General features: G+C 47.4%; 14 protein-coding genes. 1 reads left to right on the top strand and 13 read right to left on the bottom strand.

Annotated features, from left to right (window positions below):
• Window positions 1-34: 34 nt before the first annotated feature.
• From OXH00_06385 to OXH00_06375, 3 genes are read right to left on the bottom strand one after another with little or no spacing between them, the layout of a single operon-like run.
• Complete coding sequence (locus tag OXH00_06385; GenBank protein MCY3740627.1) at window positions 35-2,011, bottom strand: tetratricopeptide repeat protein; 1,977 nt, start codon at window positions 2,009-2,011, stop codon at window positions 35-37.
• A 20-nt stretch (window positions 2,012-2,031) separates the two neighbouring features.
• The gene (locus tag OXH00_06380) at window positions 2,032-2,238 is read right to left on the bottom strand and encodes a hypothetical protein (GenBank protein ID MCY3740626.1); all 207 of its coding nucleotides are present in this window, start codon (window positions 2,236-2,238) and stop codon (window positions 2,032-2,034) included.
• A 21-nt stretch (window positions 2,239-2,259) separates the two neighbouring features.
• A complete protein-coding gene (locus tag OXH00_06375; GenBank protein ID MCY3740625.1) occupies window positions 2,260-2,730 on the bottom strand; it encodes a hypothetical protein in 471 nt (156 codons plus the stop codon).
• Between the two features lie 458 nt (window positions 2,731-3,188).
• Between OXH00_06375 and OXH00_06370 the strand changes: the two genes are divergently transcribed.
• Window positions 3,189-5,081, top strand: a complete 1,893-nt coding sequence (locus OXH00_06370) for a hypothetical protein (protein MCY3740624.1) — start codon at window positions 3,189-3,191, stop codon at window positions 5,079-5,081.
• Between the two features lie 22 nt (window positions 5,082-5,103).
• Here OXH00_06370 and OXH00_06365 read toward each other — a convergent pair whose 3' ends face one another.
• The 10 genes from OXH00_06365 to uvrA all read right to left on the bottom strand — a co-directional run bounded on the left by OXH00_06365 (window position 5,104) and on the right by uvrA (window position 17,203).
• Complete coding sequence (locus OXH00_06365; protein MCY3740623.1) at window positions 5,104-6,564, bottom strand: CoA-acylating methylmalonate-semialdehyde dehydrogenase; 1,461 nt, start codon at window positions 6,562-6,564, stop codon at window positions 5,104-5,106.
• A gap of 25 nt (window positions 6,565-6,589) precedes the next feature.
• A complete protein-coding gene (locus OXH00_06360) occupies window positions 6,590-8,035 on the bottom strand; it encodes a S41 family peptidase (protein MCY3740622.1) in 1,446 nt (481 codons plus the stop codon).
• A gap of 93 nt (window positions 8,036-8,128) precedes the next feature.
• The gene (locus OXH00_06355) at window positions 8,129-8,644 is read right to left on the bottom strand and encodes a hypothetical protein (protein MCY3740621.1); all 516 of its coding nucleotides are present in this window, start codon (window positions 8,642-8,644) and stop codon (window positions 8,129-8,131) included.
• 1 nt (window position 8,645) lies between these two features.
• Complete coding sequence (gene gatA / locus OXH00_06350) at window positions 8,646-10,121, bottom strand: Asp-tRNA(Asn)/Glu-tRNA(Gln) amidotransferase subunit GatA (GenBank protein ID MCY3740620.1); 1,476 nt, start codon at window positions 10,119-10,121, stop codon at window positions 8,646-8,648.
• Window positions 10,122-10,264: 143 nt separating this feature from the next.
• The gene (gatC, locus tag OXH00_06345) at window positions 10,265-10,597 is read right to left on the bottom strand and encodes an Asp-tRNA(Asn)/Glu-tRNA(Gln) amidotransferase subunit GatC (GenBank protein MCY3740619.1); all 333 of its coding nucleotides are present in this window, start codon (window positions 10,595-10,597) and stop codon (window positions 10,265-10,267) included.
• Between the two features lie 21 nt (window positions 10,598-10,618).
• Window positions 10,619-12,820, bottom strand: coding sequence for a DNA helicase PcrA (gene pcrA / locus OXH00_06340; protein MCY3740618.1), 2,202 nt, complete (start codon window positions 12,818-12,820; stop codon window positions 10,619-10,621).
• A 688-nt stretch (window positions 12,821-13,508) separates the two neighbouring features.
• A complete protein-coding gene (locus OXH00_06335) occupies window positions 13,509-13,676 on the bottom strand; it encodes a hypothetical protein (GenBank protein MCY3740617.1) in 168 nt (55 codons plus the stop codon).
• A 42-nt stretch (window positions 13,677-13,718) separates the two neighbouring features.
• Window positions 13,719-14,081, bottom strand: a complete 363-nt coding sequence (locus OXH00_06330) for a type II toxin-antitoxin system HicB family antitoxin (protein ID MCY3740616.1) — start codon at window positions 14,079-14,081, stop codon at window positions 13,719-13,721.
• Between the two features lies 1 nt (window position 14,082).
• Window positions 14,083-14,316, bottom strand: coding sequence for a type II toxin-antitoxin system HicA family toxin (locus tag OXH00_06325; GenBank protein MCY3740615.1), 234 nt, complete (start codon window positions 14,314-14,316; stop codon window positions 14,083-14,085).
• A 16-nt stretch (window positions 14,317-14,332) separates the two neighbouring features.
• Window positions 14,333-17,203, bottom strand: a complete 2,871-nt coding sequence (gene uvrA, locus OXH00_06320; protein ID MCY3740614.1) for an excinuclease ABC subunit UvrA — start codon at window positions 17,201-17,203, stop codon at window positions 14,333-14,335.
• Window positions 17,204-17,322: the final 119 nt, after the last annotated feature.

Here is a 17,322-nt window from a genome sequence, read left to right as displayed (position 1 = left end):
TCCCTGTTAGAAAAGGCAGATTTGGGTTTCAGATTCACCGCTGCCTCAACATTGCCTTGATGTCTTCCGGTAACTGAACATCATTTCTTTTCTCAAAGTCTTCAACGCTTTCGTAGTCATTATGAAATGAAGCGATAATATCGACACCATTCTTCTTGGCAAAAGTTAGGTCTGCTCTGACTCTTTCCCATTCTTTCAGGTGTAACCATACTTCACCGCGTTTGCAGTAGGCCAATGCAAACTTGGGATCTAGTTTTATACTCTTATTAAAGTCTTCAATAGCCAAATTAGTTTTTCCTACACAGAAGTAAGATAGAGCACGATTAGTATAAGCTTCGGAGAGGTTTGGTTTCAATTTTATTGCCATGGTGTAGTCTTGGATAGCTCTATTATGTTCACTTTTTGCATTGTAAGTGATGCCGCGATTGTTATAGGCATAGTAATCATCAGTATCTAGTTCTATCGCCATATTATAGTCACTGATCGCCGCGTCATGTTCGCCCTTTTTGCAATAAGCAATACCTCGATTATTATATGCTTCAGCAAAGTCCGACTTAATTTCTATTGCCATATTATAGTCTTGCATTGCTAGATCAACGTAGCCATTTTCGCTGTAAACAACACCGCGCTCGTTATAAACTTCGGCAAGATCCGGCTTTAGTTGTATTACCGTGTTATAGTCCTTGATAGCAATATTATCCTTGCCTTTTTTTCGATAAGCAATACCGCGATTATAATATGCCTGAGCAAGCTCTGGGTCGTGTTTTATAGCTTCGCTGTAGTCAGCAATTGCCTTTTCAAGAGCATCTTTATCATAGTAAATTAGGCCTCGGCTGCAATATGCCTGAGCAAACTCTGGGTCGTGTTTTATAGCTTCGCTGTAGTTAGCGATTGCAAGATCCTGCTTACCTATGCTATCATAGGCAAAACCGCGTCTGAGATATGTTTGAGAGTGATCTGGAGTCAGTTGTAAAACCTGATCATAGTCTCTGATTGCTTGGTTATAGTTCCCTTGTTGCTCGTAGGCAGCAGCACGTCGAGAGTAGGACCAAGCAGATCCTGGTTTCAATTGTATTAATTTAGTACAGTTTTCAACAACTAGACTGTACTCGGCTTTATGGTAATAGACAATAATGCGATTAACATAGGCTTGGGCAAGGTCTGGTTTGAATTGTAAAGCCCTATTATAGTCTTGTATAGCAAGGTCATGTTCGTTGATATAACGATAAGAATTGCCACGATTGTTATAGGCCTCGGGATATCCTGGCTTGAGTCGTAAAGCTTCGGTATAATGTTTAATAGCATCTTCAGAAAGTTCTTGTTTTTCTTTTTCAGTATTAGCTTCATCCACCCTAGTTTGACAGGATAAACCTTTAAGAAATTCCGCGTAAGCACTCCGCCTAATAAATCCGTGGAGGTCGTTATAGACAGTTTCAACTGATATTCTGTGATATTTTCGCAGGTAGTTTAGTAAAAGGTCTTTAAGCTTTGCTGGGATAACAATTTGATTGCTGGGTTCAATAAAACCTTTGGGTGATTGAACAAAGATACTTTTCTGAGATTCAACACGATTAATCGTCCTCCGAGGTTTCTTAATTTCGTAATCTACCGATTCCGTTTTGAGCAAAATAACTCTACCGGATTTTTCATGGGCACCATCACAGGCAAAAAATAAGGCAATGAGATAGTCTTCTGTAAAGTCAATTAGGTTAGTTTTTCCCCCAAAGTGCTGGAGTTCAGTTAGAATTTCAATTTCGTCTGTTTCGTCAATTGGGTCTGTCTTGCCGATATATGTTTTCACTTCTTCCAGAATTTTTGCCTGAGAAATCTCTATCTCAAAATCTTCCGCTTCTGGACGCGGGTGCTCGCGATAGAGATTTGAAGAGATTTTAGGATAACATTCAGGTTCACCGCGATAGATGTAGTCTCCGTCAGCAGATTTTTCAACTATTTCTTGAATTTTTTCCAAAACCCTATTGAGTTCATTTTGAGAATCGGATTTGTCGTTCATTATGTGCTGTGTGCTCCTATTCACTGATTATCAATTAAGGACGCAAGTATCCACTCGCAAACCGCGGGTCCCAATTCCGCAAGGACTTCTATCAACATGCCGAATTCATTCTGCGATGCAGCTTCATCTTCAGCGACGGCTTCATCTTCGGTCTGATTTTCGTAATAATCAATGACGCTCTGCACGCGTTCTTCATTCCAGCCAGGTGGAAATTTATTCTGTTTCATTGTCTGGCTCTCCATCACCCGCTAATCGTGTGGTTCGGTTGTTGGCACCTGTTCAGTCTGTGCCAAACTAATATCATTATCTGACTGGGGCTGCGGCTTGTCAATAGGTTGATCACTATTGAGTTGTTTGAAATGCTGCGTGATGAACTGCAACAACCCGTAAGCACCAAGGTCATCGGCAAGGATTTTAAGCCCGAGTTCATAGACCTCAATATCGGTGAGTTCTAATAAACCACTTCGCCACGCGGCAATTCTTTCAGCTTTAACGCGTTCTTCCTTTGCTTGCAACACTTTTGTCTCTTGAATCTGCTTTGCCATCGTGAGGATATCCGGGTCATCAGCTAGCCATTTATGTCGCTCAGCAGTGTAATCATAGTCGCGTGGTTTGCATTTCTGGAGAAACTGCGTGGTATACGTCGTACCCATTTGCTCTGTAAGTTTTTTAGTCCCAAGCTCATAAATCTCAGGATCTGTCACCTCTAAGATGTCCATTCTCTGTCTCCGGGAACCATGTATATGGCATATCCGTTTTCACATTTACATCCAAACCCTATTTGCTGGATAATTACCTACACGCAATTATACCATAATACACGTTGAAATCGCAAATTGTTTCTGATAGACACAGAGCCATTCAGTTTTAAGAAATTATGGAGTTTCTCGTCCTTTTTCAGGATCCGGTGCGGTTAGGAAACCGCACCTACCGGGTCCTCTTTCCAGTAACGGGTGGGGACCCCGGCGTGCTAGTGGAGCGATGATAAGACGTTCAACCTTGTCCTCTTTCCAGTAATGGGTGGGGACCCCGGAGGTCTAAAATTGAACGAAAAAACCGAAAACTAAATAGCCCTGCTGATAGGCAAAACATAAATTTCACGAACACATAAAAATATGATATACTACAACCAACTGCAACCTAAAGACTTCATACTTCTATTAGGAGCAAAGAGACGATGTTCCCAACGATTGAAGCACAGACACAACTCCAGACACCACCAACGTGGGCCGTCCTTGAACGTGAACTGATTAATAAAATCAATGACGCGGCTCCGCAGGTTTTGAAGAGATACACACGTCCAGATGGAACGTTGTATTGGCCAACACATCCAGATTTTCAGAGCATTGACGGACTTGATGATGCTTATGAGAGTTTCCATAACTGGCCGCTTTTTTATATCCTCGGTGGCGATGCGCAATTCTTGATTGACGCAGACACGGAATTCGATGTCATCACAAACGATATGGCGCGGTATGGTTCCGGTCACGGTTACCCGATGGTGGTGAAAGAATACCAACCCGGTTATGACTGGTTTCATCAAGGCGAAGGGAACTACCTCTTTTACATGCTCTGCATGGCAGACCCGTCAAACGCTAAGCACCTGGAACGGGCAAAACGGTTTGCTGGGTTCTTCATGAACGAAGACCCGGACGCACAAAACTATGATGCAGAACATAAAATTATCAAGTGCGCTATGAATGGGAGTAAGGGACCAGCGTTCTGGGCTTTTGCTGGACATCCATATTGGCCCTGGGACGGCTACAACATGCCGTTTTACGATATACCGGGAGGCAGGAGCCATGAAGCCGTCAGGGAAAATGAGGCACTGCGCACGCGCATGGGACAACGCATCCGTGAACGGCAAGGCGCAGGAGACACAATCGTCAACCTCGCTGCTACGACCCTTGCTACCAATGCATACTTATTGACTGGTGAAGAAAAATACAAAGCGTGGGTACAGGAATATGTTGATGCATGGATAGAACGTACAGCGGAAAATGGTGGTATCGTCCCCGATAATGTCGGACTCTCAGGTAAGATTGGTGAACATATAGACGGTAAATGGTACGGCTCTTACTACGGATGGAGTTGGCCGCATGGATGGCATAGCGTTGGGCAAGCGGTAGGTATCGCTGCGCAGAATGCGATGTTGCTCTGGCGAGATTTAGCGTATCTCGATTTTCCGCGCTCACAGATTGATGTTTTAATTCAACGCGGTATTGAGAAGGATGACCTGCTTTACGTCCCACAGAAGTACGGGGATCCGGGTAAGGTTAATTACGTCCCGGGGGCGTGGTTACAATACCCGATTACAAACGCGGATGGAACGGCTCTGCAAGTAGACGGTTGGTTTGAATTCATGCCGATGCACGCCTCAGATGTCGCGCATCTATGGGCAATGTCAATGGCTTCAGCGGATCAAGAACGCGCAGCGAAAATCTCGAAAAAGACGGGATCGAAATTCGACATCAACGCGTGGCATCATATCAAGGATAGCGGTGGACACGACGGTGCGTGGTTGGCGTATATGCGGGGTGAATATCCCGAATACCCAGCAGCAATCCTTAACCACAACATCTCCCAAGTTCAGGCACGGCTCGACTTCATGGCAAACGATGATGAAGATCCAGCAAACTATGGGGATGCCTATTTCCAGCGGCGCAACCCCGTTACATGTGAAGGACTCGTTCAGCTGACGTGTGGCGGTCCGTTGCCGCATTACAACGGCGGTTTACTCGTGGCACGGCTGCGGCACTTTGACGTACAGCAGAAACGACCCGGACTCCCACCGGATGTCGGGGCATTGGTTACCAAGCTGACAGCGGATACAACGGGGTTGCAGCTTGTCAATCTTAATAAAACAACATCAAGAGAGGTTATTATGCAGGCAGGTGCGATGGGTGAGCATAACTTCACTTCAGCACGCGTCAATACCGGTGAGACGGTGCAAACAGTTCCAGTCAATGGTATGTATCTCCGCGTCCAACTGCCGCCGAATACAGAGATTGATTTGGAATTGGGGATGGAGCGTTTTGTGAATGCACCGTCATACAAGCATCCGTGGTAAACCATGCCAGTGAAAATCGGCGTTACGCCCAGCGTTCAACGACGACTTTCTTCTGCGTGAAGAAATCTACAGCATCCCAGCTCTGACCGTGGAGGTCTCCAAAGAAACTATCCTTCCAACCACTGAACGGGAAGAACGCCATCGGGGCAGCGACCCCGATATTAATGCCGATATTTCCGATTTCTGCTTCATAGCGGAACTTCCGGGCAGACGCGCCGCTACTCGTAAACAGACACGCCATATTGCCGTAGCTGCCGCTATTGATAAGCGCGATAGCATCGTCAATCGTTTCAACATGGATAAGCCCTAAAACGGGTCCGAAGATTTCCGTCTTCGCGATCTCGCCTTCCGGGTTAAGCCCGTTGAGGATCGTCGGACGGATGAAATTACCGTTTTCACCACCGGAGATGCTCGGATACCTACCATCAACGAGGATCTGCGCGCCTTCATCTGTGCCTGCCTGAATGAGTCCCTCAATTCGCTTTCTGCTTTCGGCAGTGATGACAGGTCCCATTTCAACCCCTTCCTCCAATCCGTTTCCGACAACTCGATCCGTAGCAGTGTCAGCGATGGCTTCTGTAAACCAATTGCGTGCGCCCCCGACAGTCAGTGCGAGGGATGCAGCGAGACACCGCTGACCAGCACACCCAAACGCGCTCTCCGTTGTCGCGTTGACAGTGAACTGCGGCTCAGCATCAGGAAGAATAATTAGCGGATTTTTCGCGCCGCCTTGACACTGGACGCGTTTCCCGTTAGCGGCGGCTTTCGCATAGATGGCTTTTGCAGTCTCAGTGGCACCGACAAAACTTATGCCGCGGATATCCGGATGTGTCAAGATGGCATCTACCGTCTCGCGTCCACCATTAACGAGGTTAACCACACCTTTCGGCAGCCCTGTTTGCTCAAGCAGTTGGAACACCTTTTGCATGGTGAGCGGTACTTTTTCGGAGGGTTTGACGATGTAGGTGTTACCACAAGCGATTGCATACGGTAAAAACCAGAAGGTAATCATTCCGGGAAAGTTAAAAGGCGCGATTGCAGCACATACGCCAACAGGTTGACGAATCATAAATTCATCAATACCGGTGGCGATATCCTCTAAGTTCGTGCCTTGCATGAGCGTCGGGATCCCGCACGCCACCTCAACGTTTTCAATGGCGCGTCGCATTTCACCCTTTGCCTCGTCAAGCGTCTTCCCACACTCCAAGGTAATCGTTCTCGCGATGTCGTCAATATTTTCTTCCAAGAGATTTTTTAAGGCAAAGAGGTATTGAATGCGTTGGACGGGTGGGGTACGTCGCCATTCGTGGAGCGCAGCGGCGGCAGCAGTGGCGGCTTGATGCACTTCCTCAGCAGGTGAAAGTGGGACTTGGGCAAGGACTTCCCCAGTTGCTGGATTCGTAACATCAATCAGTTCATCCGTCGCTGATTTTTGCCACGTGCTATCAATATAGTTTGATAGCGGTGTTTGGACTTCAGGCATCAGCTTATCTCCATTAATTTTGGCATTAGTTTAGGTTCCCGAAGAGCTCAAGTACCTTTAACTGATTCATAGCGGCGACGATCTGCGGATCGTGCATCAGTTCATCACGGGATGTTTCCGTGATCAAAGCAAGCGCGTATTTAACACCGAGATCACTGAGAACAATCTGCTCTTCGGTAAGCGCATCGCTCAAGCGTTGGTAACTCCGTAGAAATTTTTCGGCTTTCAGATCATCACGAGCGGCATGTTCAGCAGCGGCGAGTTTCTCTAACACATCGTCGCCATTCTCTTCTATGAAGGTTTTAAGCTTCTCGTGATCTCTGAGTTTCGACTGCATCTGTATTTCAGATCGACTAAACGATGCCGACTCGACATCCGGGATGATACCGACGTTGTCAATATCAACGTCGTTCGGTGTATAGTAACGTGCAACGGTTAATTTCACGGCAGCTTTTGAATTACGCAACTGGAACACGCGTTGGACAGATGCCTTGCCGAAGGTCTTATCGCCCATGACAAGCCCGCGCCCATGATCTTTTACGGCACCCGCAACGATTTCAGAAGCACTCGCGCTGCCACCATTAACAAGCACAATTAGTGGAAAGTTTTCTCTTTTTATCCCTTCCGCTCGGAAATCCTCACGGGACTCCAGTCCTTTACTGTAAACAACGAGTTGACCGGGTGTCAGGAAATCGCTCGCGATATTCACAGCCGAAGAGAGTAACCCCCCCGGATTTGAGCGGAGGTCAAGAATAACGCCACGGGTACGCTGTGCCTTGAACTCAGCAAGTGCCTCATCAACATCATTTGCTGTTGTCTGAAGAAACTGATTAATTTTGATGTAGCCGATTTTATCTCCGATAATATCGTGTTCAACACTCGGGATCCGGATGACATCACGGGTAATCGTAAGTTCAATCGGACGGCTTTCGTTCTCACGCACAATTGTAATAGAAACAGAGGTACCGGGTTCACCGCGGAGCTGATCTACAGCATCGCTCAAGGATAGTGGTGCTGTAGATTCACCTTCAATGTGACTGATAATGTCCCCGTTTTGAACGCCAGCCAGCGCAGCCGGATTATTTTTAAAGGGCGTAACCACGGTCAACATATCTTCTCGAACACCGATGACCATACCGAGTCCGCCGTACTTACCTTGGTTCTGGGTCTGAAATTCAAGGTAATCCGGGATAAATTGACTGTATGGGTCTAATTCGCGAAGCATTCCCTTGATCGCCCCTTCTATGATCTCTTTACTGTCGGGCGTATCAAGATGTAACTGTTGGACATAAGCCAAAACATCTGAAAAGAGAGCGAGGCTCTCCAAAATTTTATCATCAACTGTTTTTCCGGTATCTTCCGAACTCCAACCGAGTGGCAGTGACATGCAGACCAGAAATACAGATAATAAGATGAGAAAAGAGATTTTGGTTGAAGTTGGCAAGCCAGAACGTATGAGTAGCAGTTTCATTTTTTCTCCCTCCTGCAGGCATGTTCCGATCCGCGCTGAAAAGGCACGATTGGAATTTGAGCTGCAGCGCCATAGAATCTATGTAAGTCCGAGTTAATAAAAAAGGTTCCGTAATCGTTGAATATTTGGAATGCGAAAAGCGACGAAGGCCGCGACTGCACCGTAAAACAGGTCAAACCAACTCATCCGTGTCTGCATCAATTCCCAAACAGACTGTCCCTTGAAAAGTGTTGTCGCAATAGGCATCGCTTGTTCCAATGATATATTATTCTCCTGACGGAGCTGCTCGGCGATTTGCGCGACCGCATTCCACTGGACATCCAGATACTTGCCAATAAAGATACCGAGTATGGCGAAAACTGCAGCCCCCATACCGACGACACGCCATGTCGTTTTCGGCGCAGCTTGCAAGCCGAAACTTGCTGTTAACGGCGCGTCTTGTGGTAGACCTCGGGTGCTCGTCAGGAGCATCCCTGCTCCCGTTAAGACACCGATCCCGATGGCAATGAAGCCCGCAGTGTGTCCTGTCCACTGGATATATTTTGCCCAAAGCACGCCACCAAACATCGCCCCAAGGAGTCCGCCAAACGGGACTATCACAGTGTTCATTTCAAACAGCTCCATTGGTTTGGATTTGTGGTTTCTGCCGATGGTGTTCGGTATTCTGTTCAAAAGTATAAGCGACACGCAGTACTTTATCTTCTGCAAAAGGCGCGCTGAGCAGTTGCAATCCGACCGGCAGCCCACTTTGGACAAAACCACACGGCAGCGAGATACCCGGTAACCCAGCGTGACTTGCAGGGGTTGTCATCACATCGGAAAGATACATCTGCAACGGATCTGCGGTCCGCTCTCCTATTTTGAACGCCGGTGTAGGTGAGGTCGGTGTTGCGATAACGTCAACTTTCTCAAACGCGGCATCAAAATCAGATTTGATCAGTGTCCGCGCCTTCTGTGCTTTCTTATAATAGGCATCTTGATAACCTGCGCTCAGCGCGAAGGTGCCGAGCATGATCCGACGTTTCACTTCTTCACCGAACCCCTCACTTCGTGTTTTCTTGTACATTGTGATTAGGTCTTCCGGGTCAGCGTTCCGGTATCCATAGCGGACACCGTCGTATCTCGCGAGATTTGCACTCGCTTCAGCGGGAGCAATGATGTAATACGTGGCAATGGCATACTCCGTATGTGGCAACGATATTTCCTCAACAGTCGCTCCGAGACCTTCAAGAACAGCAATAGCACGCTGGATGCTATCCGCAATTTCTGTGTCTAATGCGGGTGTGAAATACTCTTTCGGGACACCGATTTTTAAGCCACTCACGTCGTTGATGAGACTCTGCGTAAAATCCGGCACAGGTACATCAACAGAGGTTGCATCCATGGCGTCGCTGCCACAGATGGCGTTGAGTAACAAGGCGCAATCGGTGACATCTTTGGTAAAGGGACCGATCTGATCAAGTGAAGAAGCGAAAGCGACAAGTCCATAACGGGAGACACGTCCATACGTCGGTTTCATTCCGACGACCCCACAGAGTGCTGCGGGTTGGCGGATCGAACCGCCAGTGTCAGAACCGAGTGAACAGACCGCGGTATCCGCGGATACAACTGCGGCAGAACCGCCACTTGAACCGCCAGGGATGGTGTCCAGATTCCACGGGTTATGCGTTATCTGATATGCCGAGTTTTCAGTAGAAGAGCCCATCGCGAACTCGTCCATGTTCGTTTTGCCGACCATAACAACTCCCTGCGTGTGGAGTTTTGTCATGACAGTTGCATCGTAGGGCGGCACAAAGTTTTCAAGGATTTTAGAACCGCAGGTTGTCCGGACACCTTTGGTGCATATCACATCTTTAATCGCGATCGGGATACCCGCGAGCGGCGGCATCTCGTCGCCTTTTTGAAATCCGGCATCGGCATGACTCGCCTGTTCCAAAGCCAAGTCTTTCGTTAGTGTCAAATAACCTTTGACATGCGACTCCACAGCATCAATACGCGCATAGACAGATTCCGCTAACTCTACAGCGGTGATTTCCCGATTCTTGAGTTTCTCGTGCAAGGCATGCGCCGTCAATTCATAAAGCATTTTTAACTTTCCTTGCGGTTCGGTCAGGTCGGTTGGTGACTTCAACCGCCTTTACGTAACCCGTCCTCCATTTCATTACGGACTATCGTTCTTTGTAACTTTTTTAATTTTCCTTGCGGTTCGGCGCGTTGCCTGGGTTTTGATTAAGAATCCCTATCAACTACTCTGGGAACGCCGAAGTATCCTTCTTCAGGTTCAGGCGCGTTAACAAGGACTTCTTCGCGCGGATAGGAAGGTTTGACGACATCTGGTTTGGCGACATGCGCTGCACCGTCTTGCGAGCCCATAATGAAAACCTGGTGCGGATGGATGTGCGATGTCGGCGGTACATCATCTGTTTCGAGTTCATTCAACTTCCCGATATACTCCAGAATCCGGGCGAGCTGCTCGGTAAAGTGCTCTGTCTCTTCATCGTTAAATTCGAGGCGCGCCAAGTTTGCAACATGGCGTACGCCTTCCGTAGTAATCGTTGCCATTTTTCGTAATGCGTCTCCTTATTAATCAGACATTGTCAGCGGCGCAAGCGAAGCGGCGAATCGCCTTGTCATGCCAGCACGGCTAAACCGAACGGTGATATAAACATCCTGCCCTGCACCACTGATTTTTGTTATCTTACCCCTTCCGAATTGCGGGTGATGAACAATCTGGTCAACGCAGTAATCATCTGCATCCTCAGATACTTCTTCATACAAGCCTACCGATTCGTGAAATGGAGAGCGGTAGCGATCAACATGCTTGATAAGATGTTCTGGAATTTCAGAGATGAAGCGAGATGGTGTGCGATATTCTGTTTCTCGAAAAGTTCTCCGCGATCTGGCGTGCGAGAGATACAGCTGCTCCATCGCGCGCGTGATGCCGACATAACAGAGGCGGCGTTCTTCCTCTATTGCTGCCTCCGTTCCCTCATCAACGGAACGTCCATGCGGTAGATACTTTTCTTCCGTACCAACGATAAAAACGAATGGGAATTCCAAACCTTTTGCACTGTGTAAGGTCATCAACGTCACCAGATCGGTGCTATCGGTATCCATCGTATCTATATCGGCGATGAGTGCCACGTTCTCTAAATAATCCGAAAGGCTCGGTTCCGGTTCGTTCTGCTCATATTCGATGACGGCGTTAATGAGTTCCTCAATGTTTTCGACGCGATTCTGCGCCTCAATGGTATCCTGTGCCTCCAAATTTTTGAGATAGCCGGTTACTTTCAACACATAATCAAGAGCATCGGCAGGCAGCACAGCAGCATCGAATTCATCAAAAATTTTAGCGAAACGTTCCACCTTTGACTGGAGGCCACGGTTAATCGTGGTGATTTCATCGACACGTTGGACAGCCTCAAAGAGCGTAATATCTTCTGCCGCAGCAAAATTGATGAGTCGATCAAGGGTTGTCGCACCGATGCCGCGACTTGGCACATTGATAATACGTCGGAGACTCATGGAATCGTTGGGATTGCACATCACGCGGAGGTAAGCAAGTAGATCCTTGATCTCCATCCGATCATAGAAACCGACACCCCCGACAATCTGATACGGGATGTTTGCCGCTCGGAATGCCTCCTCAAAAATTCGGGATTGTGCGTTGGTTCGATAAAAGATAGCAAAATCTTTGTAGTCTACGCCTTCCGCGTGCCAATCCTCAATTTGTGTGCCGACGTAACCCGCCTCGTCACTTTCGTCCATCGCCTCGTAACAGGTAATCAATTCACCATCTTCCTGTTCAGTCCAGAGTTTTTTCGGTTTTCGTGCTTTATTGTTTTGTACAACGCTCCACGCCGCGTCCAAGATGTTTTGCGTGGAACGGTAATTCTGCTCCAAACGAAGGACATGGGTGTTCGGGTAATCCTGCTCAAAATCGAGGATATTCCTGATGTCGGCACCGCGAAAGGCATAAATAGATTGGTCGTCGTCCCCAACGACACAGATATTCTGTTTCGTGCCAGTTAACAAGCGCACCAGTTCATATTGACAGCGATTGGTATCTTGATACTCATCAACGAGGATATACTCAAATTTGTTCTGATAAAATTTGCAGACCTCGTTTTTTTTATCAAGGAGTTCTACCGTGAAAAGCAGTAGGTCATCAAAATCAAGGGAGTTGTTCAGCCGCAGCGCATCTTGATAAAGTGGATAGACTTCGGCAACAACTCTCTCAAAATAGCCATCAGCAATTCCCTGATACCTCCGCGGCGAAATGGATTCATTCTTGGCACGACTAATGAGGCTGAGGATCGCGCGCGGGTTGTAATCCTTATCGCTATAGTTGAGCTGCTTGAGCACATCTTTGACAAGCGTGGCCTGTTCACCTGTATCAAAGATGGTAAAATCGCGGGTGTAAGCACGTTTTTTGGATCGGGATATGCTTTCAGCCCCAGAGCTCTCGCCTAACTTCTCAATATCCCGACGCAGGATACGCGCACAGGTCGCATGGAAAGTCGACACCCAGAGCTCTCGGCTCACACCGCCTTCTACGAGCGCATCTAACCGCTCCTTCATCTCGTTTGCGGCCTTGTTTGTAAAGGTTACAGCGAGAATGCGGAAGGGGGAAACTTTGTGGTGTTTAATGAGGTGAGCGATGCGGTGTGTGATGACGCGCGTTTTGCCGCTGCCCGCACCAGACAAAATGAGAAGCGGTCCATCGGTATGCTGGACTGCTTCGCGCTGGACATCATTTAAGGAATTTAAAAGCGTATCGGTCAAGTTCTACCCCTTGTCTTGCAGTATTTAAAGAGGGACACACCGGGGCACCGTAACAGACTTACAAACAGCCGGTACAGTACTCTAATTTCATGCTATAAAGTATACACAATTTGGGATTAATTTTGCAAGGGAAAAAATTTCAGCAGCATCTGGTTTACTGATGTAAAAAGGAGAGATAAAAAGGCAAAGGTGCCGCTGCTTTTGAAACAGCGATACCTCATTCATTAAGTATTTCGTAATGCCTTGTAAAAAATAAAGCTACCGGTCGTTGTCATTTCGCAGTCATTTCGCAAACGATTCATGATAATTTCCTTTAGAGGTGGCGGGGATCGAAGTCTCCTCTCGGAGATGTTAGGAAAATCGCAACCATCTTAAGCGTTTTAGTAGATGCCGCCCCTACGGGGCTTAGTTCTGTGAGGTAGCGTTTTTCTACAAAGATACTTAAAGAAACACCCAAGCAAATAAACCCTACGGGATTCAAGAAGGTTTTGAAGTCTTCAAGGTTTTTGTGTAAAATCCGGTTCGGTTGGGGGATTTAGTCTGGGAATAGACTAAATCCATTCCTTGTATTACATTCCGAACCTACCGGGAAAGTGCGTAAGCCCTATTCACGAAAGTGTAAATTATTCGGTCTATTTCTCGCTTTTGACAATAACCTATCTTTCCCCTCATAAAGATCAGACCAATTTCAGATAAGATATTCCTTCAAGAATTGTCCGGTGAAGGAGGCTTTGACTGCTGCAATCTCTTCAGGGGTGCCGTGTGCTAACACCTCGCCACCTTTATGTCCGCCCTCAGGACCGAGGTCGATGACATAATCGGCAGTTTTGATGACATCCAGATGATGCTCAATCACAAGGACAGTATGCTCATTATCAACAATAGGATATGAATTGCTTTATCCTTCCAATGGTTCTTGAACGGAGGAAACAGTTGACTTCAATCTTTGCGTCACGAAAGCGTAGAGACTCATTCCTGATTTCGAGGCTTCGCGTGCCAAGGCGCGATAAAGCTGCGGATCAACAGGGATATTGACGGGTGTCTCATGCTCTTGCCGAGCAGGTGCTTTTGGGACAGGTTCGTGATGTTTTTGATAACTCTCTTTAACCCCTTTCCAAGCAATCGCGAGTTCCCTCAATGCCCCCTCTGGTGTATCCGAAAATGCCGATATATTGGGCATCTCAACAAAATGTGCTAAATAATCACCGTCTTCGTCAAGAAATATGTTGATATTGAATCCGTCAAATACATCTTTATTCATTTTACGTCTCCTGGTCGTATTGCCTGAGAAATTCTTTAACCTGATAGCCTTTTGCCTGTCCTTTTTTAGACTGAATAGGCAGACGGTAACCGACAGGGGAATACCAGATACGATGGCTACCCGTCTGATGGTCAAAGGTCCATCCACATTGAGAAAGCAAAGTTTCAAACTCACGAAAGTGTAAACTATTCGGACTATTTCTCGCTCTTGACAACAACCTATCTCTTCGCCTCATAAAGATTACGCCTATGTCAGACAAGATATTCCTTCAAAAATTGTCCCGTGAAGGAGACTTCGACTGCTGCAATCTCTTCAGGCGTGCCGTGTGCTAACACCTCGCCACCTTTATGTCCGCCCTCAGGACCGAGGTCGATGACATAATCGGCGGTTTTGATGACATCCAGATGATGCTCAATCACAAGCACCGTATGTCCGTTATCAACGAGACGATTGAGACTGTCCAAGAGTCTCTGGACATCTGCGATATGAAGTCCTGTGGTGGGTTCATCTAAGATATATAGGTTATGTTTGCCTCGCTTGAGTTTGCCGAGTTCGCTCGCTAACTTTACCCGTTGCGCTTCACCACCGGAGAGGATCGTCGCAGGGTGTCCGATCTGGAGGTACCCCATACCGAGTTGGTTGAGGACGTTGAGTTTGTGGTGAATCAATCGCTGATCGGCGAAAAAATCAACGCCTTCCTCAATTGACATATTAAGGATCTCAGAGATATTCTTGCCGTTATAAGTAACGTCAAGCGTATCTTCATTATAGCGTGCCCCTTTACAAGTCGGACAGACGACCTCAACATCTGGCATAAAGTGCAGCTGCGTGGTGATCGTGCCTTCACCGTGGCACTCTTCACAGCGCCCGCCTTTGACATTGAAACTGAACCGTGAGGCAGTATAACCTCTTGAGAGCGAGAGTGGTGTGCTGGCAAAGAGTTTGCGGATATTATCGTAAAACTTGATGTATGTGGCAGGATTAGAACGCGCGGAACGCCCAATCGGTGATTGATCAATGTTAATCACATCACTGACGTGTTCGTGTCCTTCGAGTTCATCGTGTGCCCCGTAAAGCGTCCGACTGTCATGATAGATAGAGTGCAGCCTCTTGTAGAGAATCTCGTTGACGAGGGTACTCTTACCGGAACCCGAAGCACCCGTAATGCAGATAAACACGCCAACCGGTATATCTACATCAATGCTTCTGAGATTATTTTCTCTGGCACCGATAACACTTAGGAATTTACCGTTTAAGCTCCGGCGTTGCTTTGGTAGTGGGATCTCTCGTCTTCCACTCAAATAGAGGCCCGTTAAAGATTCGGTGCAGTCAAGAATCGTTTCAAGTTCACCTTGAACGACGACCTTCCCACCGTGGACCCCCGGTCCTGGTCCGAGCTCAATGATATGATCTGCGGCGCGAATTGTGCTTTCATCGTGTTCAACGACGATAACGGTGTTGCCGATGTCCCGTAATTTTCGTAGCGTTTCTATCATCTTGGCGTTATCTTTCGGATGGAGACCGATACTCGGTTCATCAAGGACATAGAGCATACCCATTAACCCTGAACCGATCTGCGTAGAGAGACGGATACGTTGGGATTCACCGCCGGAGAGTGTTGCGGAACGGCGATTCAGATTCAGATAATCGAGTCCGATGCCGAGGAGGAGGTTAATCCGCGTCACAAGTTCATTAATGACGCGATTGCCGGCTTCACGCTGTTTTTCGGGAATATCTGTGATAGTTAACAGGAAATCTCGCAATTCCTCAAAATGCAGTTCGCCAACTTTGTGGATGGTTTGACCGTCAATAGTGACAAGCAGCCGCTGTCGTTTCAGTTTTGCACCGTTGCAATCGGGGCAGGTACGTTCTACCATCACTTTTCGGAGATATTCTTCCATGCCGGAGTGCGCCTCACCCTGTTTCCGATAACGGCGATAGTGTCTATCAATCCGGGTAATGATACCATCAAACCGGATTTTTCGACCGAGATGACGTTTCTCAACAGGTCTTGCCCCTTCTGGTTGTCGGATCGGAAATTCTTCGCCGTGTGTGCCGTGATAGAGGACATCAACAACTTCTTCTGGTAGATCGGCAAAGGCCGTGTCCAAGTCAAAACCGTAGTGTGCAGCGAGACTGAACATAGTTCTGCCATCCCATCTATCGGGATCATAGTTGAAGGCTTGGTGGACGAAGGCACCGTCGGCGATACTCCGCGTCTTGTCGGGGACAAGCAAATTCGGGTGCACCTGTAAGTAGGTGCCAAGCCCTGAGCAGGTTACACATGCCCCGGTCGGTTCGTTAAAGGTAAAGTGATGCGGTCCGAGTTCAGCCATGATTATGCCGTGCTTTGGACATCCGAAACCTTCTAACCGCTCTATTGCGTCCGCCTCGGCATCCTCTGGAAACTGAACATCAAATCGCATAAAGCCCTCCCCTACGAGCATCGCGTGTTCAAGAGAGGCAAGCACCTGTTTATCAATATCCTTTTTAACAAAGAATTTGTCAACAATCACTTGGAGGTCATATTCTTGGTCTGGATCAAGTTCAATTTCCTCGCTGATGTCGTGTTCAATGCCATCAATTTTGACGTGCCTACACCCTTTCGTCCGGATGTCGTCGAAGAGGTAGTCGTAATCTTCGCCGTAGATTTTGAAGACCGGGACATGAATTTCAACTTCAGTGTCTTCTGGCATTGAGAGCATCCGCTCCAAGATCTGATGGTGCGTACGGGTGGGAATCTCAATTTCACAATACGGACAATGCGAGACACCTATCGTTGCAAAGAGCATACGGAGATAGTCCTGCAAATCGGTCATCGTTCCGACAGTGGAGCGCGGGTTCATCGTGATTGTTTTCTGTTCAATAGAAACAACGGGGGACAAACCGTCAATGAAATCAACATCTGGTTTTTTGAGTTGTGTAATAAAGCGTTTGGCGTACGTGGACATCGATTCGAGGAATCGGCGCTGTCCTTCCGCATAAACAGTATCAAATGCCAATGAAGATTTACCCGAACCGCTGATACCCGTAACGACGACGAGTTGGTCTCGTGGAATCTCAAGTTCAATGTTTTGTAGATTGTTTTCTCGCGCCCCTTTAACAGCGACAGTTTGTCTCATGCGTTTCTCCTTTCAAACTATGAATCGGTCATTTTCACAATCATCTAATCTTCGGGCAGGAGACCCCATCCTTTAGGTTTGGGAGGAATGCCCGCTCCTGTAGTTAAAGTTAAGGCGTC

This window comes from Candidatus Poribacteria bacterium, assembly GCA_026706025.1.
Taxonomy (GTDB): domain Bacteria; phylum Poribacteria; class WGA-4E; order WGA-4E; family WGA-3G; genus WGA-3G.
Note: the sequence above shows the minus strand (reverse complement) of the source record. Positions and strands in the feature narration are given on the sequence as shown.

What these genes read in the sequence shown, in the direction of transcription:
- OXH00_06325 (MCY3740615.1), bottom strand. Translation starts at nt 14,316, where the DNA reads ATGAGGCGAAGAGATAGGTTGTTGTCAAGAGCGAGAAATAGTCCGAAT.
- uvrA (MCY3740614.1), bottom strand. Translation starts at nt 17,203, where the DNA reads ATGAGACAAACTGTCGCTGTTAAAGGGGCGCGAGAAAACAATCTACAA.
- OXH00_06380 (MCY3740626.1), bottom strand. Translation starts at nt 2,238, where the DNA reads ATGAAACAGAATAAATTTCCACCTGGCTGGAATGAAGAACGCGTGCAG.
- OXH00_06355 (MCY3740621.1), bottom strand. Translation starts at nt 8,644, where the DNA reads ATGAACACTGTGATAGTCCCGTTTGGCGGACTCCTTGGGGCGATGTTT.
- gatA (MCY3740620.1), bottom strand. Translation starts at nt 10,121, where the DNA reads ATGCTTTATGAATTGACGGCGCATGCCTTGCACGAGAAACTCAAGAAT.
- OXH00_06365 (MCY3740623.1), bottom strand. Translation starts at nt 6,564, where the DNA reads ATGCCTGAAGTCCAAACACCGCTATCAAACTATATTGATAGCACGTGG.
- OXH00_06385 (MCY3740627.1), bottom strand. Translation starts at nt 2,011, where the DNA reads ATGAACGACAAATCCGATTCTCAAAATGAACTCAATAGGGTTTTGGAA.
- OXH00_06330 (MCY3740616.1), bottom strand. Translation starts at nt 14,081, where the DNA reads ATGAATAAAGATGTATTTGACGGATTCAATATCAACATATTTCTTGAC.
- gatC (MCY3740619.1), bottom strand. Translation starts at nt 10,597, where the DNA reads ATGGCAACGATTACTACGGAAGGCGTACGCCATGTTGCAAACTTGGCG.
- OXH00_06375 (MCY3740625.1), bottom strand. Translation starts at nt 2,730, where the DNA reads ATGGACATCTTAGAGGTGACAGATCCTGAGATTTATGAGCTTGGGACT.
- OXH00_06360 (MCY3740622.1), bottom strand. Translation starts at nt 8,035, where the DNA reads ATGAAACTGCTACTCATACGTTCTGGCTTGCCAACTTCAACCAAAATC.
- OXH00_06370 (MCY3740624.1), top strand. Translation starts at nt 3,189, where the DNA reads ATGTTCCCAACGATTGAAGCACAGACACAACTCCAGACACCACCAACG.